Here is a 19,210-nt window from a genome sequence, read left to right as displayed (position 1 = left end):
GAGCCGCCGTCGTTCCTGTTTTCGATGCCGCAGGAACACGAACGCCGCGTAGCAGCCGAGGCCTAGAAAGTAGACGGCAGCGATCGCTCGCCACCACGTAAAGGGGTCCCAGGCTGCAAATAGGGCCGCCGAGAAGAAGAACGAAACGATGTATAACGGGTGTGGTGCGTCCTTGGCCATGCTGTCACCTTTCGGGCGATGTGCGTGGAACCAAGCACACTATCAGGCGCTCCTACCGCAGGGGCAGGGAAGGCCTTCGTCGTTGCTGGCTGCCTCGATCCAGTCGATGACCTCATCTGGGTAATAGCCGTCCGAGGCCTGACCTTCATCGGTCGGTCCAGTCTCAGAGGGGATCGGCCCTCCCGCCTGCCGGATCTCTTCAATAATGTGCGCGGGCACCCTGTCACCGTTGTTCGCGATCAGCCAGTCTCGCGTCGAGGGCAGCAGCTTCGACCACCACTGTGCGTTTTCCATATCGGAAGTGTGGCAGTTCCACCGCTGCAAGCAAAGAGTGCCTGTCCAGCACCCGCCCCATCAGCGTTAGACCGGTCCGGTCAAAATCACTCATGCGGTCGATTTTGGGGATCCGACTCGCTCCCGGCGAGGGCGATTATCCGCTCGGCGGCACGCACCATTGCGACGTCAAGGAAAGTGCCATCCTGCAGCACGAAGGCTCCGGTCCCGTCAGCGGCGGCGTCGCGCACGCGATCCACGATGTTTTTTGCTCGAGCCACCTCCGAGGCATCCGGGGTGAAGACGCGGCGGATGACGTCAAGCTGCCGTGGATGCACCGCGGTGCGTCCAGAAAAGCCGAGGGCGCGCCCTGCGCGGCAACTAGCCTCCAGTCCGTCGACGTCGACGACATCGGCGTAGACGGCCATCAGAGGCGAGGGGAGGCCTGCTGCGGCTGCCGCATTCACGACGCGACTGCGTGACCAGGCAAGCCCCGCTTCTCCGGCGGGGCCGGCGGGAACCCCGAGCGCGGCACGCAGGTCCGCCTCACCGGTTGCAATAGTGGAAACTCCTGAGCCGGCGATCTCGAACGCCCGCTCGATCGACAGCGCAGTCTCGAGAAGTGCATGCACCTGGCGCCCAGGCATTGCTGTGCGGAGGGCGGTGATGTCCTCCGCCGTCTGCGTCTTCGGTAACCGCACCCCGAATGCCAGCGGAAGCGCGTCGACCGCGCTAAGGTCGGCTTCGTGCGCCGAAGATCCGACAGCATTCAGCCGCACCTGCACGGCGGGGGCCTGATCGCCGCAGGCCTCCCAATGCGCCGCGAATTCTGTCAGCGCCGCACGGGCACCCGCCTTGCGCGATGCGGTGACGGCGTCTTCGAGGTCGACAATGACCGCATCCGCTCCCGCGCGCAGCGCCTTGCCGAACCGTTCGGGCCTGTCGGCCGGCGCGTAGAGCGCGACAATGATTGGTTGGCTCATCGGATGCTTCCGTCCTCGCGCAGCGCCGTGAGTTCGCTGGCGGTGTAACCCAGCTCGGTCAGCACAGCCTCCGTATCGGCGCCATGAGCCCTCCCTGTAAATGCAATCGTCGCTTCATCTCGAGACATCCGAAACAGCGGTCCCTGCATGGCCATATCGCCGAGGTCGGCGTCGTTGATGCGGTGGATCGTTCCGAGAGCGTTGAACTGCGGATCGGCGACGATCTCGGAGGGGTCATAGATAGGAGCCACCGCGGCTTCGGCGGCCTCGAACGCAGCGATGACTTCGTCTCGCGAGTGTCGGGCGATCCACGAGCCGACGGCGTCGTCGAGAAGGTCGGCGTGCTCGGCACGGGTCGCACCGGTGGCGAACCACGCCTCGTCGGCCAGTTCGGGCCGGCCGACGAGAGCTACGACGCGCTCCGCGATTGACTGCGCACTCGTCGACACAGCAACCCAGGACCCGTCCTTGGTGCGATACGCGTTGCGCGGCGCGTTGTTGACGGAACGGTTTCCCGTACGCGGTTGCACGGTTCCCAATTGATCCCAACGCGTGATCTGCGGGCCAAGCATCGCGAGGATCGGTTCGATGATCGCGACGTCGACCTCCTGGCCTTTCCCGTCGCGGTCACGGGCGTGCAGAGCGACCATGACCGCATAGGCGGTCGCAAGGGAAGCGACGCCATCCGCGAGCCCAAACGGCGGAAGTGTCGGCGGCCCGTCCGGTTCCCCGGTGGACGACGCGAACCCACTCATCGCCTCAGCGAGGGTCCCGAACCCCGGCCGATCCTTGTACGGACCGATCTGCCCGAACCCGGTGACACGGGCCAGGACAAGCCCCGGATTGTCCGCAGACAGCGTGGCGTAGTCCAGCCCCCAGCGCTCAAGCGTGCCGGGGCGGAAGTTTTCGATCACGACGTCCGCGGTCTGGGCGAGACGCAAAAATGCGTCGCGCCCGCCCTCCGTGTGCAGATCGATCGCCACAGTGCGCTTGTTGCGGCCGAGGGTCTTCCACCACAGGTTCTGCCCATCCTTGCTTGGTCCATGACCGCGCGCCGGATCAGGCCGGTTCGGATGCTCGACCTTGACGACATCGGCACCCATATCCCCCAGGTGCATCGCTGCCATCGGACCGGCAAAGAGCGTGGAGGCATCCACGACCCGCAGGCCGTTCAGGGGACTCATCGGGTTTCCTCCTGGCCTGTGATCCGGCCGTCGGCTATCTGATCAGTGCAGATACGGAAACCGATGGAGTCGGAAGCATCCTGACCAAGCCCGGCCAGCAGAAGTTTCGCGCTGAACTCCGGATGTTGGAGACCGCCGTCGAAGTACCAGTCCGAGCCCTCGCTGCGGTGGGCGCTCCCACCCTTGAGCATGACGAAGCGGGTACGGCCATCGGAGTGCTCGGACTCGGTCCAGTTCCACACTGCAGGAGTCCGGCGGAGAAAGCCCGCCCGTGTCGCAGCCAGCTGCCACTCGTCCTCGGAGGGGAGACGCCCGCCAACCCAGGCCGCGTATTCGCGGGCGCGGGACAACGTCACATTGGTCACGGGACGTTCGGGGTCGCGAGCGTCTGTGTACTCGCCGATCGCATCGAGGAAGCTGGCATATTCGGCCTCACTCACCTCAGCCACCGCGACCTGAACCGGATGCGCGACGACGACGGAGCGTTCCAGCGTGCGAGGGTCATGGAGCCGCGGGGGGAGAGGCTTCCACTCGTCGACGTAGGGTGCCCCGTTGTACATTCCGGTCTCACGCATCCGGAACCGGACGGTCAGCGTATGCTCGCCAGCCGGTACCGTGACAGTGGGCACGGATACCGGTGTAACCGGACCATCCCAGCGAGGTGCGCTGACGCGACGTGCGGTGCGGTGCCGGAAGGACGCATCACGCTTCCCGGTTTCGCCGCTGAGAGCAGAGCGGACAGTGTCGATTGCTGTGGGGACCACGGTCTCGGTACCGACCTGCACCGCAGCGGCGATTCCGTTCGCGGGCACGGTGATCAGGTCGGCTGTGTCGCCGGGGTGCAGCGCCAACCAGCCGCGGCTAGCCACATGGTACTCGGCGTCCGCGTCCGACGTGTTCGCCAGGAGCAGCAGGGTGACACCATCGAGCTCGAAGGTTGACCCGACAATCGGGCCGTCGACAACCGTCAGCGGCGTCCACTCGCCGTCGATGAGCCAGCGATGGAACCCCCGCTGGACAGGAAGCATGCGGCGCAAGGTCGAGGCATCCCGGTCATTCCAGCCGACCCACGCCCCGAAAACGACCTCCCAGACCATGATTCCGACCCCGTTGAGCCAGGCCGATCGGAGCTCCTCGGCGTGGTCCCGGTGCCACCGACGAATGTGGTGCTGCATGTGGCGGCGCTCAAACCATCGCGCGCGAAGGACGCCCGGAGTCTCGGAGTCGGCGAACCATTGGGCCCAGGACAGCGTGTGGTCGGCGATTCGCTCGGTCGCGAGCTTCGACTCACCCTCAAGGCCGATGCCGGGGCGCGCTGCATCCAGGGCCGCGACAAGCGCTGGGTCCGCCTTCTTCAGCGTGTCGAGGAAGACGCCGTCCGCCCCCAGGCGGCGTACTGCGTCTGCGAGCTCGTCCGCGTCGTCGCCAGCTCGGCGCGTTCCCGTGTCCCAGGGGTTGTAGTCCAGGAACACGGCGACCCCCGCGGCGCGCAGGACCGCTGCTGCTTCGGCAAGACCGGGCACATTGTAGAAGTCCCATTGGTTGCGGTCATCGATGCCGATCACGGGATACGCGTGCCACAAGACCAGGCCATCAAGGCCACCGAACCGCTCGCGGCCGTCGGCCAGGAAACGCTCGGGCGTGAACCGCTGCGACTCGAAGTCGAAGAACAATTCGTCCCACAGCCAGACCTGCGCCACGGTGAAGCACCGGCTCGCCCAAGCTGAGGCGTCGTCGTCGTACCGGGTGGGCTCGCCGTGTCGCTCCCGCGCTCCGTCTCGCCACGCAGTGAGCTGGGTTCTCCACTGAGTCAGATTGTCTGGATCGGCCGGGGCCGCGAATATCTTCGCGTCGTCGAGCGCAATTGCTGCGTCTCCACTCAACAGGTCCGTATCCAGCGGCACCCGACTGGGCAGATCCAGTTCGCGGGGATGCAATGGGTCGAAACCGCCGCTCATGCGTTGGTCCTTTCGATGAAGGCTGACACTTCGCTCGCCGTCGGTACCGCGTCCTGAGCTCCGGATCGGGCAACGGCAAGCGCTGCGGCAGCCGCTCCGCCGCGAGCGGCTTGCAGGAGCAGGGGGATGTCCACGGTCCCCGGTGAACGGCCAGAGGCGTCGAGGGTCGCTGCGAACACTCCACAGAAGGTGTCGCCAGCACCGGTCGTGTCGATGGGGTCAGCGGCGAATGCGGGCACGTCCGCGCGTTCGTCCCCGCAGACAACGAGCGAGCCGTGTCGGCCGAGCGTCACAACGAGTGCGCGCACCCGCGACGCGAGTGCCGTGACAGCGGTGTCGAGGTCATCTACTCCGGCGGCGTCGAGGGCCTCGTGCTCGTTCACGATCAGCACGTCGACCGACAGCAGCAGTGCAGCACCGTCGGTGACGAACGGTGCTGATGGTGCTGCATTGAGAAGGTGCCAGGCCTGGTTGTTACGGGCGGCCGCAGCATCCAGCACCAGCGCAGTCGGAACTTCCAGCTGCGTCAACACGACGTTTGCGGCGTTCACGAGGTCGCGTTGCGCCGTGGTGAGGGAAGTAGGCACAGCATTTGCACCGGGCACGACGACGATGGTGTTCTCTGCTGCCGCGTCGACTGAAATCAGTGCCGTACCGCTGGGCCCGTCGACCTGTGACAGGCCGGAGACGTCAATATCGTCTGCGAGGAGGGCCTCTCGGAGCATCTCTCCGTCAGGGTCCGTGCCGACGGCGCCGACGAAAGCGACGGATGCGCCGCCCGCGCGGCGGGCGGCTACCGCCTGGTTGGCACCCTTACCGCCGCCGGTGCGCACCAGTGTTGATGCGAGGACGGTCTCCCCCGGCCGGGGGATCCGGTTGACGCGCGCGACGATGTCCTGGTTGATGCTGCCGACGATGACGACACTCATGATGTTCCCTTCGACAACTGGTAGGTACGCTCAGCGAGCTGACGAATGGATCGCTCCGCATCACCGGGGAGAGAGGTAGCTATGCGGTCCTTGAGCGGCGCGGTCCAGGCCTCACCTATTGCATCGGCCCCGATCAGCCCGCCGACGACTGAACCGACGGTCGCGCCGACCGAGTCGGTGTCCCATCCGCCTGCGACGGCGAGCGAGATGGCGGCACCGAAGTCGTCGCCGTAGGCCTGGATGGCGCACGCCGTGAGCGCGGCGTTGTTGAGGGTGTGCACCCAGTGCATGCCCTTGAACTCCGTATGGAGTGCATTGAGTGCCGCATCGACGGTCAGCGAACCGTTGGCGAGGGCGCGGCCGGTCTTCCGGCCGACATGCACCGCGGCGGCGAGACGCGATGCTGGTGGCACAACCGTATCGGCAGCATCCAGCACGTGATCGGCCGAGGCCTCGGTGAGCGATGCGGAACACAGCGCAGCGGCCCACATCTCGCCGTAGATACCGTTGCGGGAATGGCTGAGCCGCGCGTCGGTCCAAGCCGATGCAGCGGCGGCGCGCACATCTCCGGGATGCACCCAGCCGTGCACGTCGGCCCGGATGAGAGCACCAATCCATTCCCGAAACGGATTGTGATGCCGTGCGGTGTCCGGCACAGTCCGAGCGTCGAGGAGGTTCCGGTAAGCCGCGCGTTCGGCGGTGAAGACCCTGCCTGCGGGCAGTGCCGCCAGCCACGCCCCCGCGATGTGCTCGGTCGTCAGGTTCTGGCCGTGAGCCTCAACCAGATCAAGCATAAGGATGGGGAAGTTCAGGTCGTCGTCTTCGGGCATCCCGTCGATGTTCTCCACGAGCGATGTCGGCGCGGAGCGGCGGTTCCATGGCCAGCGCTCCGCGATATTTCCGGGGAGCCCCACTGCGGTGAAATAGGTCTGGATCGGCCAGTTCCCGGTTGCTCGTGCGATCTCCTCAATGCCTTCGCGGGGGATCTTCTCCACGGGCTTACCCAGCAGGCATCCCGCCGAGCGGCCCAGCCACGCTCCGTGCACCCGCGCGGACGCCACGGACGCGCTCGGGACCGGCACGACCGGCGGGAGTAGCGCGACGATATCGACCCATTCGTCCGGTTCTTTGGCACTCGGCGCCTGCAGGGTCTGCAGCTCATCGAGCACCGTCCGGGCAAAGGCTCGCACCTCTGGTGGAGCGGCTTCGTTACTTGCCCCCGATGGCGCAAGTCGAGTCGACCCCCCGGCCTTCGCCCATCGCTGCTCGATCGGAGCGATGTCGTTCTCCGCGACACCCTGTTCCCGAAGAGCGACGAGCTCAGCCGCGACTAGGTCCTCCGGCTGCGCCCAGGTCAGTCTCACGCCGCGTTGTCCGGGCCGAGCAAGGATTCCAACGCCGCAGCCCGCTGTGCGGCGCGGTCGGCATCTGCCCGCGCGACATCGCGCACCACTTCCGTCATCGAAGCCACCACTCCGTCGAGATCCAGGCGGCTGGCGGTGGTGACATCCGCGACCCAGTCGGTGGGCACGGCGCCGATGCCGTGGAGGCCACCGCAGATAGCGCCGGCCATCGTCGCAATTGAGTCGGAGTCACGGCCGTAGTTGACGGCGTCGAGCACCGCTGCACGAAGGTCGCCGTCTCGGGCGACAACGAAACCGAGAGCGACGGGCAGCTCTTCGATTGACTTGGTACGCGAAGGTAGACGTGCATCCATCGCCGGAGCACGGTACTGGTCGCCCACCGTGTCGAATGGCGCAACAGCGGCACGCACAATCCGTGCGAGGTCGCGCGGATCATCCGATCCTCCGTCTGCAATGAAGGCGTCTACCGCATCAAACACGGCGCGGATCGCTGCGGCGGTTCCGTCGTGAGCGACAGACAGCACAGCTTCCCTCACCTCGGCGACGGTCGCACCGGGGGCCGCGGATGCTGCCACAGCTGCTGCGAACACACCTGCGGCCTCGCGTCCGTAAGATGACTGGTGCGCTCCGGCGATGTCGATGGCCTCCGCGTAAGCGCTGCGCGGGTCGCCAATGTGCACGAGCCCGACGGGAGCCATGTACATGGTGGCGCCACAGTTGACGATGTTGCCAACGCCCGCCTCGCGGGGGTCGGCGTGGCCGTAGTGCAGTTTCGCAACGATCCACTTCTCGGCGAGAAAGACGCGCTGCAGGATGAGGGCCTGATCCTCGAGCTCGGGAACCCATCGACGCTCACCGATCATCAGCGGTACCAGATCGCCCGCGACGTCGTAGGCGTCGAGGTGACGGCGCCGTTTGGCGTACACCTCTACGAGTGCGTGGGTCATGAGGGTGTCGTCAGTGATATGCCCATCACCCTTGTGGTACGGCGCGATCGGTCGCGCGGTCCTCCAGTCGGCGAGGAAGGGACCAACGATGCCCTCGACCCGGCCGCCGTGTCGCTCCTCGATCTGTTCGGGGGTCCAGCCCTCCGTCGCACCACCCAGCGCGTCTCCCACGGCAGCGCCCGCGAGTACCCCGGCCACTCGATCCTGTAACACGTTCATTCTCTCTCCTTGATTGCCTCTGATAGCGACGACGTGGCGGGGGTGAACCGGTGGCTCACCCCCGCGCATCATCAGTCGGCGATGTCAGTCCAGCCGTCGGTCAGCTGGGTGGCCAGCTCTTCGCGGGTGATCTGGTCGGCCAGGTACTGCTGGAAGGCGGGCGTGGCGATGGTGTCCTTCCACTCCGTGTACTTCTCCACCTTGAGGAACGGGGGTCCCTCGAGGCCGTCTCCGGATGCCAGCACCTGGGTCCAGGCGGGGTTGTCCGCTGCCAGCGTTTCAACCTCGGCCCGGGCCGAGTCGGACGACGGGATGAGCGCATCGGCGTAGGCAATCTGAGCCAGGTTCTCGCCGCTTGTGAAGAAGTTGAGGAACTCGGCCGACTCCTCCACATACTCCGAATCGATATTCACCGAATAGGTCTGCGGATTCGCGGCCTGGATGGCACCGGCTGAACCCTCAAGCGGAGGCAACGCGACCCAGTTAAGACCCTCCGGGGCGTCGTTGGCGATGTTCGTGGCCTGGAACGAGCCCTGCACGGTCATCGCCACCTTGCCGCCGTAGAACGACGCCAGCACCTCCGATCCGGACTGCGTTAGCGACGTGGGCTCGACTGATTCGTCGGTGTAGGTCATCTCATGGATGAGCTCCGGTACAGCGAGCTCGGCGTCACCGACCTCGATAGATGCATCGGTGCCTTCGCCCTCGAAGTAGCCGCCGTCGAAGCCGAGCGAGAGACTCATCATCGTCGCCGTCGGCGATCCAAGACCCCATCCGAGGCCGTAGTTGCCGCCCGTGGTCGTCGCTTGGGCGATCTCCCGCAGTTCCTCCCACGTCATGGTGTCGCCGCTGGGCATCTCCACACCCGCGGCCTCGAGAAGGTCGGCGTTGGCGAAGACCATGTATGACTGCAGTGTCGACGGGTACGCGATAATCTCGCCGTCCTGGGTAACGGAATCCCAGATGCCCTCTGAGATGTCGGCCTTCAGATCGTCGTCGATGTGGTCGGTCAGATCGGCAAGGTAGCCGTCGGACGCGAAGGAGACTATGGAGCTCGCCTCGTAGTGAATGATGTCTGGCGCCGTTCCGCCGGTGAACTGGGTGATGAGCTTGTCGAATGTCCCGTCCCATCCGGCCTGGACGATCTCGACCTGAACATCTTCATTCTCCCCGTTCCACTCGTCGACGATCGACTTCACGGCGTCCTGAGTAGCGGGCTGGTCGGACAGCGACTGGAACTGGAGTGTGACTGCGCCACCTTCGTCCCCGTCCGATCCATTGCTTGCACTGCCCTGCTGGCAACCGCTCAGGGCGAGAGCGGCTACGCCCGCGAACGCGACGACGCCTATGCCTCGGATTTTTTTCATGATGCTCGCCTTTCTAGTTGTGATGCGCTTGGTGATTCTCTAATGGGCAGGTTCAGCCTTTGACTGCACCGGCGAGCATTCCGCCGGTCAGCTTCTTCTGCAGGATGGTGAAAATGATGAGCGACGGAATCGTCGCGAGGATCGCCCCGGCGGCCAGTGGGCCTAGCTGCGTCTGTCCTTCGGCGCCCAGGAACGAACGCAGGGCGATTGGAAGCGTATAGAGCTCCGGACTCTGCAATAGGACGAGCGCGAGGAAAAACTCGTTCCAGGCCGAGACGAAGGTGAACATGGCCGTCGCAACAAGTCCCGGTGCCAGCAGCGGGAGGATGATCGTCCGCAGGATCGTGATGCGGGAGGCCCCATCCATTTCACCGGCTTCCTCAAGTTCGACCGGGATCGCCGCCACATAGCCCTGCAGCATCCACAGGGTGAAGGGCAAGGTGAAGGTGACATACACCAGGATCAGACCTAGCAAAGTGTCGTTGAGGCCGATCGAACGCAGCACCAGAAACAACGGGATGATGATGAGGATCGATGGGAATACCTGGCTGGTAAGGATCCAGATTGTGCCAGCGGCGCGCAGCCGCCCCTTGAGGCGAGCGAGGGCGTAAGCCATCGGCATCGACAGCAGCACCGTGATTATCATCGTTGCAAGCGACACCATCAAGGAGTTGCCAGCCGCTGGCAATAGGTTCTGGCGCTCCAAAGCGGAACCGTAATTGCTGAAGTCCCATACGGCCGGCAAGAGGTTGACGGCGAGCGAGTTCAGTTCCGCCGACGACTTGAACGAGGCGGACAGCAGCCACAGCAGCGGGAAGCCGAGAAAGAGGAGAAACGCCGTCAAGGCGGTGTACATCAGCACGGTCGCGTACCAGGGACGCTTGAAATTCATGAGCGTGCTCCCTTCGTCTGGCGGAACTGATTGACGAGGTAAAGCGACAGGATCAGCATGATCGCGATCACGAGTACGTCGCCCATCGCCGAGGCGTATCCGATTTCACGGTTACGGAAGGCTTCCAGATAGGTGAACAGTGGTGGAATCATCGTGCGACCTCCGGGACCGCCCTCGGTGAGGACATAGATGAGGCCAAAGGAGTTGAACTGCCAGATAAAGTCGAGGGCTGTCACCGCAAAAATGATGGGGCGAAGGGAGGGGAGGGTGATGTGCCAAAACCGGCGGAACGCGCCGGCGCCGTCGACCGCCGCAGCCTCATGCTGCTCGGATGAGACCGACTGCATCCCCGCCAGCAGCAGCACGGTTGTTTGCGGGATGCCCGCCCAGACACCAACGACGATCACTGCGGGCAACGCCGTCGAGAAGTCACCGAGCCAGTTGACGCCCGGGATGCCGACCGATTCGAGCACTCCGTTGAGTGGACCCGAATTGGGGTTGTAGATCATCCGCCACACGATCGCAATGACCACCGGCGGCATCGCCCAAGGGATCAGGGCCAGCACCCTGGTGAGACCCTTCAGGCGCAAATCGCTGTTTAGCAGGAGGGCCAGACCCATCGCGCAGATGAGGGTGAGGAGCGCGACCGACCCTGCCCAGACAATGCCGATTCCAAACGATCCCCAGAAGCGGTGATCGCCGAGGAGTTCGATGAAGTTTCCGAAACCGATGAAGTTAATCTCGGCATTCCGCCTCAGCGTGGCATCGGTGAAGCCGAGAGCTACACCGCTCACCAGCGGGATGACGGAGAAAATGATGATTGGAAGGAGCGCCGGAACCACCAGGCCGATGGCTTCTCGACGTTGCGCGCGAGCGCGGTAACCGACCCGGTTCACTGCGCGCGGTGTCTTCTTCACCTCGCGCGGGGCCTTTGTGGCGCTAGTGCTCATCGGGCGGCCCTCTCGTCGTTGAAATCAATGGCTTCGGTGCGGTGGCTGGGAGGTGATGCGGCGGGGTCCTGACTGCGCGCGAGGGATGATCCGCGGACGACCAGCGAAGGTGCGACGGTAACTGTATGTGCTGGACGATTCGGTTCCACGATCCGCGCGAGCAGCAACTGCGCCGCGACGCGACCACGTTCTTCTGCGCCGAGGTCGACGCTGGTGAGACCTGGGCGAATAACTCCTGCTAGTTCGGTGTTGTCGACGCCGGTGATCGCAATATCGCCGGGGACGGTCAGCCCGAGGTCTGTAGCTGCTTGGATTGAGCCGATGCCGATCAGGTCATTCGCCGCGACGATAGCGTCAGGACGCGGGCGTTCCTGTAGGACCTGGAGCGCTGCGGCGTAGCCCGCCGCGATAGTGAAGTCGTCCGCGCCGACGCTGCGCGCCGAGATGGCCGGGTGCGCAGCGACCGCAGCAGCAAACCCATCGCGTCGGAGGGCGCCCGGGGTGGTGTCGCTGGGACCGTTCACGAACACGACATCCCCCCGACCCTCCTCGACGAGGTGGTCTACGAGAAGGCGCATAGCTGTGATCGAATCGGCGCGCACGGTGTCCAATTTGGCGCTGTCAGGCAACCGTCCGAGGACGACGACCGGCGTCGGTGTTTTTGCGAGTGCTGCGAGGAGTTCATCCGTGACGCGTAGTGGCGAGAGGATCATGCCGTCGACATATCCTCTGCCGAGGTCCCGCACCACGTCGACGGATGAGGAGGACGTGCCCGTCGATGACAGCACCAGCCGGTAGCCGGAAGCGGAGACGACGCGTTCGATCGCGGTCATCATCTCGACGTAGACGGGGTTGCCGATGTCGGCGACAGCGTAGGCGAGCTGGTTCGTGCGACCCAGCTTCAGCGACTGCGCCGTCGCGTCGGCAACATACCCGAGTTCTTCGGCGGCTTGCTGCACCTTGGCTATGGTCTTGGCGCTCGCGATTTGACCGTTCAACGCCCGTGAAGCAGACGCAACGGACACACCGGCATGTACGGCAACCTGCGTGATAGTGACCCGGACCAACGCTCTCCCTCGAGTGTTGTAAACGTTTACAGTGAATGCACGAGATAATTCCATTGACGCGCGCTGGTGTCAAGAAAAGCGCCCTTGGACGTCCGGATAGTGTTTACTGATTCCCCTCGAGGCCGTGCGTGAGACCACCCGAATCGACTGGTTTCTGCCAAGTGCCACGATCGATGCCCCAGCTGGCCAGTCCTGAACACCAAGACCGTGGCCATGCCCGGTTCTAACCGGAACTTGGGCATCGACACGATCGTTGGAAAGGCATGAACAGACGCATTGTTGTTCCGATTGTGGTCCTGTTGGCCTTCGCGGTTGTTGCCGTCGGGTTGTATCTGTTCCAGCCGTGGCGGATATTCACAAGTTCAACCGTGACCGAGGACATTCCTTCCGTTACGGAGACTTTCACCTCTGCGCCCGCCCAATCCGGGCAGCCATCGGTTGAGCCCTCCCAGCCATCGGTTGAGCCCTCCCCGATCGCTCCTCGTGAACTTCTTACGGGTGACCTGATCAGTCACGAACATGCCAGCACCGGTACCGCGAAGATCATTGAACTCGCCGACGGGAGCCAGATCCTGAGGTTCGAAGGCCTGGACACCTCCGACGGCCCGGACCTTCGGGTGTGGCTTACCGACGCCCCCGTAATCGAGGGAGTTGACGGGTGGCATGTCTTTGACGACGGTGCCTACCTTGACCTGGGTGCTCTCAAAGCCAACAAAGGCAACCACAACTACGCCATCCCGTCCGGGGTAGATCTGGCCGCCTATAGCTCGGTCAGTATCTGGTGCGAACGCTTCGCTGTCTCCTTCGCCGCCGCCGAATTGAGGGGATAAGTTTCGTCCTGGGCCAAGGACAGGCGGGGCGGCCGCGTCGTTGACCGCGCGTGGCATTCCTCCGGCACAGCTACTGGGATGAAGATCCTTGAAAGTGGAGCTTAGGGGAATTGAACCGCTGACCTTTTTTCAGGGGACGGCCTATTTCTATGCCTGCCAAAACCTCGCATTGTGCCAAAAATCCGCGGAATCTAGACGGTTTTGTCGATTTGCAAAAACCATGACATGTCACCGTATTTCATCGTTTCCGTGTGGTAAACGTGTGGTGAATATCGTCCTCGCCGATGTACCTTCCAAACGGCCACGGCCGAGACCGACACCCCAGTCTGCCTCCTGAGAGGCCTTGACCCGTGGGTCAAGATGGACCATCCCAACACGCTCGCGGCACTCGAAAGACTGGCCCCCACGATGGCGGGGATGACCGAGGTACTGCAAGTACTTACAGCCGGGTCCATTAGTGCCGGGAACCGGGCTGTAACGACACTTCTTGCCAAGGTGATTAGGCAGCAGCTGCTCGATGACGGTTCCGAGGCGTTGGGCATCTCATTCGCGTCTAAAACGCTTTTCGGCCGTTGCTGGGCATATTGGGACCGCCGCTTCGATAACGGGTTGCCTCCTGGGTCCAACGATCTGCGCCAGCTGTCATCCGAGAACCTAGGCCCTGATCCGGACTTCGCCCATGTCGCAGCGCACTACGATCTTCCACTAGTGGGCCGCCACACCTAGCACCCTGCGCTAAGGAACCGCTTGTTGAAGGTCCGTCACCGCCCATCCAGACATGCAAAGCCAGGATCCCGACGACGAGGGCGATGAGTCCTAAGAAGGTCACGCCAGCGCGCGGCAAGGCACAGAACGTCCATGCCTTTTCCCTGCTGCTCATCACCGCTGCCTTTCGTCCATCGATTCCAATGACCGATTACTAGGTTCCCTCACCCACGCCTGAGCAGGCCGCCGGCGCCCGCGAAATCTGTCGTCTTCTGGACTGAGGTTCCTCGTATATTCACCGAATCGATTGGGGCTTTAGGTGCGGGGGCGCTGTCCGTGTTCGGTAGCGTACGCGTCGAAGATCTCTTCGAGGTTGTTCCCGGTGTGCAGGAAACTCTCCTTGAGTTCAGCCCCGAGCTGGTCAAGCGCCAGAGACAGTCGCAGGGCGCTCAGCCGCACCACTGCCTCCTGCCGCTCCAAAGCCGCATCACGCAGACGTAGCACATACGGTAGTTGACGGGACAGGGCGAGTTCGGGGCTCTGCTCTTGGAAGTAGAATCCCTCGGTGTGATGCATGTAGTCCAGACGGACCTTCACTACCTCAGCAGTGAGGGAGTCCAGGACCCGGGAGACGGTGGCTGCGTCCATCTCCCTGATCGCCTCGGCGTAACCCGTATCAGCCAGGCCTTTAATCTCCAGTGCCAAAGCTCGACGTCGGGACAGCGGCGGATAGATCTGAATGAACCAGGTCAAGGCTGCGGTAAGTAGGGCGAAGCCGGTCAACGCCTCCAGAGGAGAGGCCACTCGGATCCATGTATCAGTAGCCACGACATCCCCGTAGCCCAAGGTGGACAGAGTAACGAAGGATACGTAGAGCGCTTCGTTAAAGTCAGGGTAAGACGCCTGGTCCACACCCGGTGAGTACATGAACCCGTCCGGAATATGGGGGTAGTAAATCAGAGCCCAGCCGACACTTTGGAGCATCACCCACAACAGAATCACGGCGACCATCGCCACCGGACCCACGACCGAGCCCAGACGGTGCCCCATCAGCTTCGAAAGACGCCACGCCCCGGAGAGCACCAACCCACTGAGGCGTCCCTGGCCGCTGGGATGCAGCAAGGTATGGAACATGTCCATCAGCCCAAACAGGATGATCGCGACCCCCACCACCGTCAGCACTACACCCATTCCAAGGTTCCTCTCTCAATGATCACTGATACTTCACTCATTCACTCGCTATTGCGGCCCGCCAAAACCCATCAGACTGCCGTTGAACCGCCCCGGCCTACTTAGCGGAAAAGATGCCAATAGTGACGCGGGCGGAGCCTAGAAGGATAGCGGGTGGCAGCGCGCCCGCGGGACAGGAACACTCTCACCTCCTGCTTCGCCACGCGCTGGCCAGTGGCCCGACGCGTTACCCGCTTCCAGGGTGTCTAGGTGCTGATGCGTTCTGGCTTGAGGTCGATCCTGCGCAGTAACTGTGCATTCAAAGCGACCACGATGGTTGAAACACTCATCAGCACTGCTCCGGCCGCGGGCGAGAGAACGAAACCGGCGAAGGCCAGCACGCCGGCGGCCAGCGGCACAGCGATCAGGTTGTATCCGGTGGCCCAGACGAGGTTCTGGATCATCTTCCGATAACTGGCTCTGGATAGGTCGATCATCGCCAGGACTGATCGTGGATCGTTGCCCGCCAGGACTACGCCGGCGGATTCCATTGCGACGTCGGTCCCAGCACCGATGGCGATGCCGACCTCAGCACGGGCCAGCGCGGGGGCGTCATTCACGCCGTCGCCGACCATCGCCACTTTCAGTCCGCGGTTCTGCAGTTCGGCGACCTTGGAGTCCTTGTCCTGAGGCAACACGTCAGCGAAGATTTCATCAATGCCGAGCTCGGTCCCGACGGCGTCCGCGACCTGGCGTGCGTCCCCGGTGATCATCGCAACTTTCACGCCCCGGTCTTGCAGCGCTTTCACAGCTGCCCGGGACTCATCCCTGACCCGGTCCTCGAGTCGCACGGCACCAATGACAGCTCCGTCGCGAACCACATGCAGTACAGAGGCGCCGCGACCGACCCATTCCTGAATGGTGACCATCATGTCCGAGGGGGTCTCCAAACCAAGTTCCTTGAGCATGTTCGGCCCGCCAACGGTGATCTCGGACCCGTTGACCGTCGCCCGGACACCGCGCCCGGTCATGGATGAAAACCCGCTGCCTCGGTAGCCGAACGCCGTCGATTCCTGATTATGCTCGGCAGCCTGAACGATGGCCCGAGCGACCGGATGCTCGCTGTCGGACTCCGCGGCTGACGCTAGAGCCAATAGCTCCCCCTCAGTCATTTCTCCGGAGGTGACGGTAGCAGTAACTGCGTGTTGGCCTTCGGTGAGGGTTCCGGTCTTGTCGAACAGGACGACGTCGACGGTGCGCATGCGCTCCAGGGCCATCCTGTTCTTGATCAGAACCCCGGACTTCGCCGCGCGTTCGGTCGAAATGGCGATCACGAGTGGGATGGCCAGCCCGAGGGCGTGCGGGCAGGCGATGACCAGCACCGTGACGGTACGGATCACCGCATCATCGGGGCTTCCCAGCAGAAACCAGGCGATGAACGTGATGATGCCAGCGCCTAGAGCGAAGTAAAACAGCAGTGCTGCCGCCCTGTCGGCCAGCGCTTGGGCCTTCGACGAGGATGCCTGCGCCTCAGCGACCAGACGCTGGATTCCTGCCAGGGTGGTGTCCGATCCGACGGCTGTCACCTTAACCCGCACCGCGTTGTCAGTTGCTACCGTCCCGGCCACCACTGTCTCACCAACTGTCCGTTGGACGGTGCGGGATTCACCGGTGATCATCGCCTCATCGAACTCGGCTGTCCCGTCGACGATCTCACCGTCTGCTGGTACCCGGGCCCCCGACCGGACCAGGACGACATCTCCAGTGGCCAGCGAGCTCACCGGGACGGTTTCAATTCCCGCGTCGGTGACTTTGTCTGCCTCATCCGGTAGGAGCGCGGCCAACGCGTCAAGGGCACCGGCGGCGGAGCCGAGGGCACGCATTTCCATCCAATGCCCCAACAGCATGATGACGACCAGCAGAGCGAGTTCCCACCAGAAGTCGAGGTTGAAATCTCCAATCCCGAGGGTCGTGATCCAGGACGCGATGAACGCGACGCTGATGGCCATCGCGATCAGCAACATCATGCCCGGTTGCCGGGATTTGAGCTCCGTTACTCCGCCTTTGAGGAACGGAGCGCCGCCGTAGAAGAAAATGATGGTGCCCAGGACTGGTGAGATCCACATGGCACCGGGGAAGTCCGGTGGCGTGTAGCCGACGATCGTGGCGAACATGTGGCTGAACAGCACCACGGGAACGGCAAGGATCAGGCTCAACCAGAACTTGTTTTTGAACATTGCGGTGGAGTGTCCCGCATGCTCGCCGTGGGAGTGCACCTCATGGTCCGCATCCGCCGCGGGCGTTTGGTGACCGTGGTCTTCGTGTTGGTCGGCATCCAGCGCGGAGGTCGGTTCCGTCGTGGGCATGGCCTGGCCGTGCGTCTCGTCGTTCGCGGGGGTCTGGCGTTTCATGGTGGTTTCCTTCAGTCAAACGGGATCGTGTCCCGGACCCGAGAAAAGATCAGGCGTTAGAAAGCTGGTACCCGGCGTGCTCGACTGCGGAGCGTACTGCTGCCGCGGGAACAGTCTGGTTGCTGAGGACGGTGACCGTGGAGGTCCCGCCGGACACGAGATCAATCTGGACATCGGTGACGTCATCGATCGCGCCGACTGCAGAGGTCACCCGGGACGCGCACGAACCGCAGGTCAACCCGGCGACACCGAAACTCGCGCTGATGTTGCCAGTTGCAGGAGCGGTCTTAGTTTTGCTGTCCTGCGGGGCGCAGCAGGCGCATCCGGAAGATGATGTATCAGTCAGAGTTAGATCCGGAGAAGTGCCGCACATGATGGGTCTCCAAAATACGAGGAATGGTTATTCGAGAATCAGCGGGTGCAGTCACCCCGGGGTCATCCACGCTGGCTGCAGTCGCAGTGAGGGACCTTCAAGGAGTAAGCGGTCCATTTGTGGGCTCGGACTTCCCGCTCGGTTACCACAAAGTATACCCCCTAGGGGTATATGTCAAAATCAGTTTTTACCGCATCGTTACTCACCGCGACCGGGGTGAGTAGACAGGGGCGCCCTCACTTCAGAGAGCGCCCCAACTTCTTGTGTTCCTTGTCAGTCGGATGCGTATCGATCGAGGATCGATTGCATTTGGCTGATTTCCTCCCGCTGGGTCTCCACAATCGCGTCACACAGTTCCACTATTTCCGGATCCGTGATGTTCGACTCCTGGCAGACCAGGATGGCGCGGGAGTGGTGCGGAATCATTGACTTCAGGAATTCTTCGTTGCCGACGAAGGTTTCCGTCCGCCCCAGGGAGAAAGCGCCCACGAAGAGCACGGCGAATCCGACCAGCATGGCGATGTTCGCCTTTTTGTTCTTGAACATCGACCACATGCCCACGACCATGACGATTGCCATCGCCCCAACCATTAACAACGCCATCCAGAAGTTGCTTAGGTTGAAGTAGAAGTGATCGATGGACCGGACCATCGACATTGATAGCACCCACATCAGTCCGAGACTGATCAGGAGGATGACGCCAAACTTTAGATACATCTTGCCTGAACCGCCGCCCTTGGAGTGGTCCTGGCCGTCCCGGGCATTGTCTTTAGCGGAAGATGTTTCCTGTTGGCCGGGTTCGGTTTGCTGATGCTCGCACCCGGAGTCTCTTACTGGGTGACTACCTGGCGTGTTTTCTGCTGAATTCATCAAGTGCTCCTTGGATCGCCGTTAGGGAAAAGGTGTCTAACCGAGCGAAGACAACAATTCCTCGCACGCCTTCTCACAGCGCCGGCAGGCCTCAGCACAGACCCGACAGTGATCGTGCATCTCGGCGTGCTGTTCACACTCGTCCGCGCAGGCTCTGCATGCCGTACGGCAGGCCTCGAGCACGGCTCGGGTAAGTTCCGCGTCGTACCCGGTGCGACGGGTCAGGACAGCGCCGGTGGCCGCACAAATATCGGCACAGTCCAGGTTGGTGCGGATGCACTTCGTTAGATCGGCGACCATGTCCTCGCTCAGGCAGGCATCCGCGCACGCGGTGCAGGTCTGGGCACATTCGAAGCAAGCCTCGATGCATTCAGCGAGCTTTTCCTTATCCACTCCCCCGAGGTCCTTGGGGAAGGTATCTAGCATTGACCTCACGTGATGTGTCATTGGTTTCTCCTCAGTCAGGGTGCAGCTGAGCTACGTCAGCTGCTGGTCATTTTGTTGTTGTCGAACGGGGCGCCGATGGGCGACCGGGAGC

General features: G+C 63.1%; 19 protein-coding genes. 2 read left to right on the top strand and 17 right to left on the bottom strand.

The features are described 5' to 3' along the window. The 12 genes from B384_RS21210 to B384_RS0115890 all read right to left on the bottom strand — a co-directional run. Window positions 1-180: hypothetical protein (locus B384_RS21210; RefSeq protein WP_026041241.1), on the bottom strand; the 180-nt coding region annotated here is incomplete at its 3' end. A gap of 42 nt (window positions 181-222) precedes the next feature. Then, window positions 223-474 (bottom strand): hypothetical protein, encoded by a 252-nt coding sequence (locus B384_RS0115940; RefSeq protein WP_019484097.1) that lies wholly within the window; start codon window positions 472-474, stop codon window positions 223-225. An 86-nt stretch (window positions 475-560) separates the two neighbouring features. Further along, on the bottom strand, window positions 561-1,436 hold the full coding sequence (locus B384_RS19315; RefSeq protein ID WP_019484096.1) for an HpcH/HpaI aldolase/citrate lyase family protein: 876 nt from the start codon (window positions 1,434-1,436) through the stop codon (window positions 561-563). Further along, a complete protein-coding gene (locus B384_RS0115930) occupies window positions 1,433-2,620 on the bottom strand; it encodes a CaiB/BaiF CoA transferase family protein (protein WP_019484095.1) in 1,188 nt (395 codons plus the stop codon). Before B384_RS0115930 ends, B384_RS19315 begins: the two co-directional genes overlap by 4 nt. Then, window positions 2,617-4,578: an SUMF1/EgtB/PvdO family nonheme iron enzyme gene (locus B384_RS19310; RefSeq protein ID WP_019484094.1), complete on the bottom strand. Its 1,962-nt coding sequence runs from the start codon at window positions 4,576-4,578 to the stop codon at window positions 2,617-2,619. Before B384_RS19310 ends, B384_RS0115930 begins: the two co-directional genes overlap by 4 nt. After that, a complete protein-coding gene (locus B384_RS0115920; RefSeq protein ID WP_019484093.1) occupies window positions 4,575-5,507 on the bottom strand; it encodes a ribokinase in 933 nt (310 codons plus the stop codon). The genes B384_RS19310 and B384_RS0115920 overlap by 4 nt, the downstream gene beginning before the upstream one ends. Next, window positions 5,504-6,871, bottom strand: a complete 1,368-nt coding sequence (locus B384_RS0115915) for an ADP-ribosylglycohydrolase family protein (protein WP_019484092.1) — start codon at window positions 6,869-6,871, stop codon at window positions 5,504-5,506. The genes B384_RS0115920 and B384_RS0115915 overlap by 4 nt, the downstream gene beginning before the upstream one ends. Further along, window positions 6,868-8,037 carry an ADP-ribosylglycohydrolase family protein gene (locus tag B384_RS0115910; protein WP_019484091.1) on the bottom strand — a complete coding sequence of 390 codons (1,170 nt, stop codon included), beginning with the start codon at window positions 8,035-8,037 and terminating at the stop codon, window positions 6,868-6,870. The genes B384_RS0115915 and B384_RS0115910 overlap by 4 nt, the downstream gene beginning before the upstream one ends. A 71-nt stretch (window positions 8,038-8,108) precedes the next feature. Beyond that, window positions 8,109-9,404 carry an ABC transporter substrate-binding protein gene (locus B384_RS0115905; protein WP_019484090.1) on the bottom strand — a complete coding sequence of 432 codons (1,296 nt, stop codon included), beginning with the start codon at window positions 9,402-9,404 and terminating at the stop codon, window positions 8,109-8,111. Between the two features lie 52 nt (window positions 9,405-9,456). Further along, on the bottom strand, window positions 9,457-10,260 hold the full coding sequence (locus B384_RS0115900; protein ID WP_035747499.1) for a carbohydrate ABC transporter permease: 804 nt from the start codon (window positions 10,258-10,260) through the stop codon (window positions 9,457-9,459). Between the two features lie 32 nt (window positions 10,261-10,292). Next, window positions 10,293-11,246: a carbohydrate ABC transporter permease gene (locus B384_RS0115895; protein WP_024476320.1), complete on the bottom strand. Its 954-nt coding sequence runs from the start codon at window positions 11,244-11,246 to the stop codon at window positions 10,293-10,295. Then, window positions 11,243-12,367 (bottom strand): LacI family DNA-binding transcriptional regulator, encoded by a 1,125-nt coding sequence (locus B384_RS0115890; protein ID WP_116777969.1) that lies wholly within the window; start codon window positions 12,365-12,367, stop codon window positions 11,243-11,245. The genes B384_RS0115895 and B384_RS0115890 overlap by 4 nt, the downstream gene beginning before the upstream one ends. Window positions 12,368-12,576: 209 nt before the next feature. On the opposite strand from B384_RS0115890, the gene B384_RS0115885 reads away from it, so the two are divergent. After that, window positions 12,577-13,143 carry a DM13 domain-containing protein gene (locus B384_RS0115885; protein WP_019484086.1) on the top strand — a complete coding sequence of 189 codons (567 nt, stop codon included), beginning with the start codon at window positions 12,577-12,579 and terminating at the stop codon, window positions 13,141-13,143. A gap of 360 nt (window positions 13,144-13,503) precedes the next feature. Beyond that, window positions 13,504-13,869: a hypothetical protein gene (locus B384_RS19860; protein WP_019484085.1), complete on the top strand. Its 366-nt coding sequence runs from the start codon at window positions 13,504-13,506 to the stop codon at window positions 13,867-13,869. 294 nt (window positions 13,870-14,163) lie between these two features. On the opposite strand, the gene B384_RS0115875 is transcribed toward B384_RS19860, so the two are convergent. The 5 genes from B384_RS0115875 to B384_RS0115855 all read right to left on the bottom strand — a co-directional run bounded on the left by B384_RS0115875 (window position 14,164) and on the right by B384_RS0115855 (window position 19,119). Next, entirely contained in the window at window positions 14,164-15,039 is an 876-nt protein-coding gene (locus tag B384_RS0115875) for a potassium channel family protein (protein ID WP_019484084.1), read from the bottom strand. A 245-nt stretch (window positions 15,040-15,284) separates the two neighbouring features. After that, window positions 15,285-17,429, bottom strand: a complete 2,145-nt coding sequence (locus tag B384_RS0115870) for a heavy metal translocating P-type ATPase (RefSeq protein WP_019484083.1) — start codon at window positions 17,427-17,429, stop codon at window positions 15,285-15,287. Window positions 17,430-17,478: 49 nt separating this feature from the next. Beyond that, window positions 17,479-17,802 carry a heavy-metal-associated domain-containing protein gene (locus B384_RS21340; protein ID WP_024476321.1) on the bottom strand — a complete coding sequence of 108 codons (324 nt, stop codon included), beginning with the start codon at window positions 17,800-17,802 and terminating at the stop codon, window positions 17,479-17,481. A 273-nt stretch (window positions 17,803-18,075) separates the two neighbouring features. Further along, the gene (locus B384_RS0115860; protein WP_116777970.1) at window positions 18,076-18,672 is read right to left on the bottom strand and encodes a DUF305 domain-containing protein; all 597 of its coding nucleotides are present in this window, start codon (window positions 18,670-18,672) and stop codon (window positions 18,076-18,078) included. Window positions 18,673-18,708: 36 nt separating this feature from the next. After that, window positions 18,709-19,119: a four-helix bundle copper-binding protein gene (locus B384_RS0115855; protein WP_024476322.1), complete on the bottom strand. Its 411-nt coding sequence runs from the start codon at window positions 19,117-19,119 to the stop codon at window positions 18,709-18,711. Between the last annotated feature and the right edge of the window lie 91 nt (window positions 19,120-19,210).

It is taken from the genome of Arthrobacter sp. TB 23, assembly GCF_000294595.1.
GTDB lineage: Bacteria > Actinomycetota > Actinomycetes > Actinomycetales > Micrococcaceae > Arthrobacter_D.
The sequence above is the reverse complement of the archived record's forward strand: the minus strand, read 5'-3'. Positions and strand labels throughout refer to the sequence as shown.

What these genes read in the sequence shown, in the direction of transcription:
- B384_RS0115940 (WP_019484097.1), bottom strand. Translation starts at nt 474, where the DNA reads ATGGAAAACGCACAGTGGTGGTCGAAGCTGCTGCCCTCGACGCGAGAC.
- B384_RS19315 (WP_019484096.1), bottom strand. Translation starts at nt 1,436, where the DNA reads ATGAGCCAACCAATCATTGTCGCGCTCTACGCGCCGGCCGACAGGCCC.
- B384_RS0115930 (WP_019484095.1), bottom strand. Translation starts at nt 2,620, where the DNA reads ATGAGTCCCCTGAACGGCCTGCGGGTCGTGGATGCCTCCACGCTCTTT.
- B384_RS19310 (WP_019484094.1), bottom strand. Translation starts at nt 4,578, where the DNA reads ATGAGCGGCGGTTTCGACCCATTGCATCCCCGCGAACTGGATCTGCCC.
- B384_RS0115920 (WP_019484093.1), bottom strand. Translation starts at nt 5,507, where the DNA reads ATGAGTGTCGTCATCGTCGGCAGCATCAACCAGGACATCGTCGCGCGC.
- B384_RS0115910 (WP_019484091.1), bottom strand. Translation starts at nt 8,037, where the DNA reads ATGAACGTGTTACAGGATCGAGTGGCCGGGGTACTCGCGGGCGCTGCC.
- B384_RS0115905 (WP_019484090.1), bottom strand. Translation starts at nt 9,404, where the DNA reads ATGAAAAAAATCCGAGGCATAGGCGTCGTCGCGTTCGCGGGCGTAGCC.
- B384_RS0115900 (WP_035747499.1), bottom strand. Translation starts at nt 10,260, where the DNA reads ATGTACACCGCCTTGACGGCGTTTCTCCTCTTTCTCGGCTTCCCGCTG.
- B384_RS0115895 (WP_024476320.1), bottom strand. Translation starts at nt 11,246, where the DNA reads ATGAGCACTAGCGCCACAAAGGCCCCGCGCGAGGTGAAGAAGACACCG.
- B384_RS0115890 (WP_116777969.1), bottom strand. Translation starts at nt 12,367, where the DNA reads ATGGAATTATCTCGTGCATTCACTGTAAACGTTTACAACACTCGAGGG.
- B384_RS0115885 (WP_019484086.1), top strand. Translation starts at nt 12,577, where the DNA reads ATGAACAGACGCATTGTTGTTCCGATTGTGGTCCTGTTGGCCTTCGCG.
- B384_RS19860 (WP_019484085.1), top strand. Translation starts at nt 13,504, where the DNA reads ATGGACCATCCCAACACGCTCGCGGCACTCGAAAGACTGGCCCCCACG.
- B384_RS0115875 (WP_019484084.1), bottom strand. Translation starts at nt 15,039, where the DNA reads ATGGGTGTAGTGCTGACGGTGGTGGGGGTCGCGATCATCCTGTTTGGG.
- B384_RS0115870 (WP_019484083.1), bottom strand. Translation starts at nt 17,429, where the DNA reads ATGAAACGCCAGACCCCCGCGAACGACGAGACGCACGGCCAGGCCATG.
- B384_RS21340 (WP_024476321.1), bottom strand. Translation starts at nt 17,802, where the DNA reads ATGTGCGGCACTTCTCCGGATCTAACTCTGACTGATACATCATCTTCC.
- B384_RS0115860 (WP_116777970.1), bottom strand. Translation starts at nt 18,672, where the DNA reads ATGAATTCAGCAGAAAACACGCCAGGTAGTCACCCAGTAAGAGACTCC.
- B384_RS0115855 (WP_024476322.1), bottom strand. Translation starts at nt 19,119, where the DNA reads ATGACACATCACGTGAGGTCAATGCTAGATACCTTCCCCAAGGACCTC.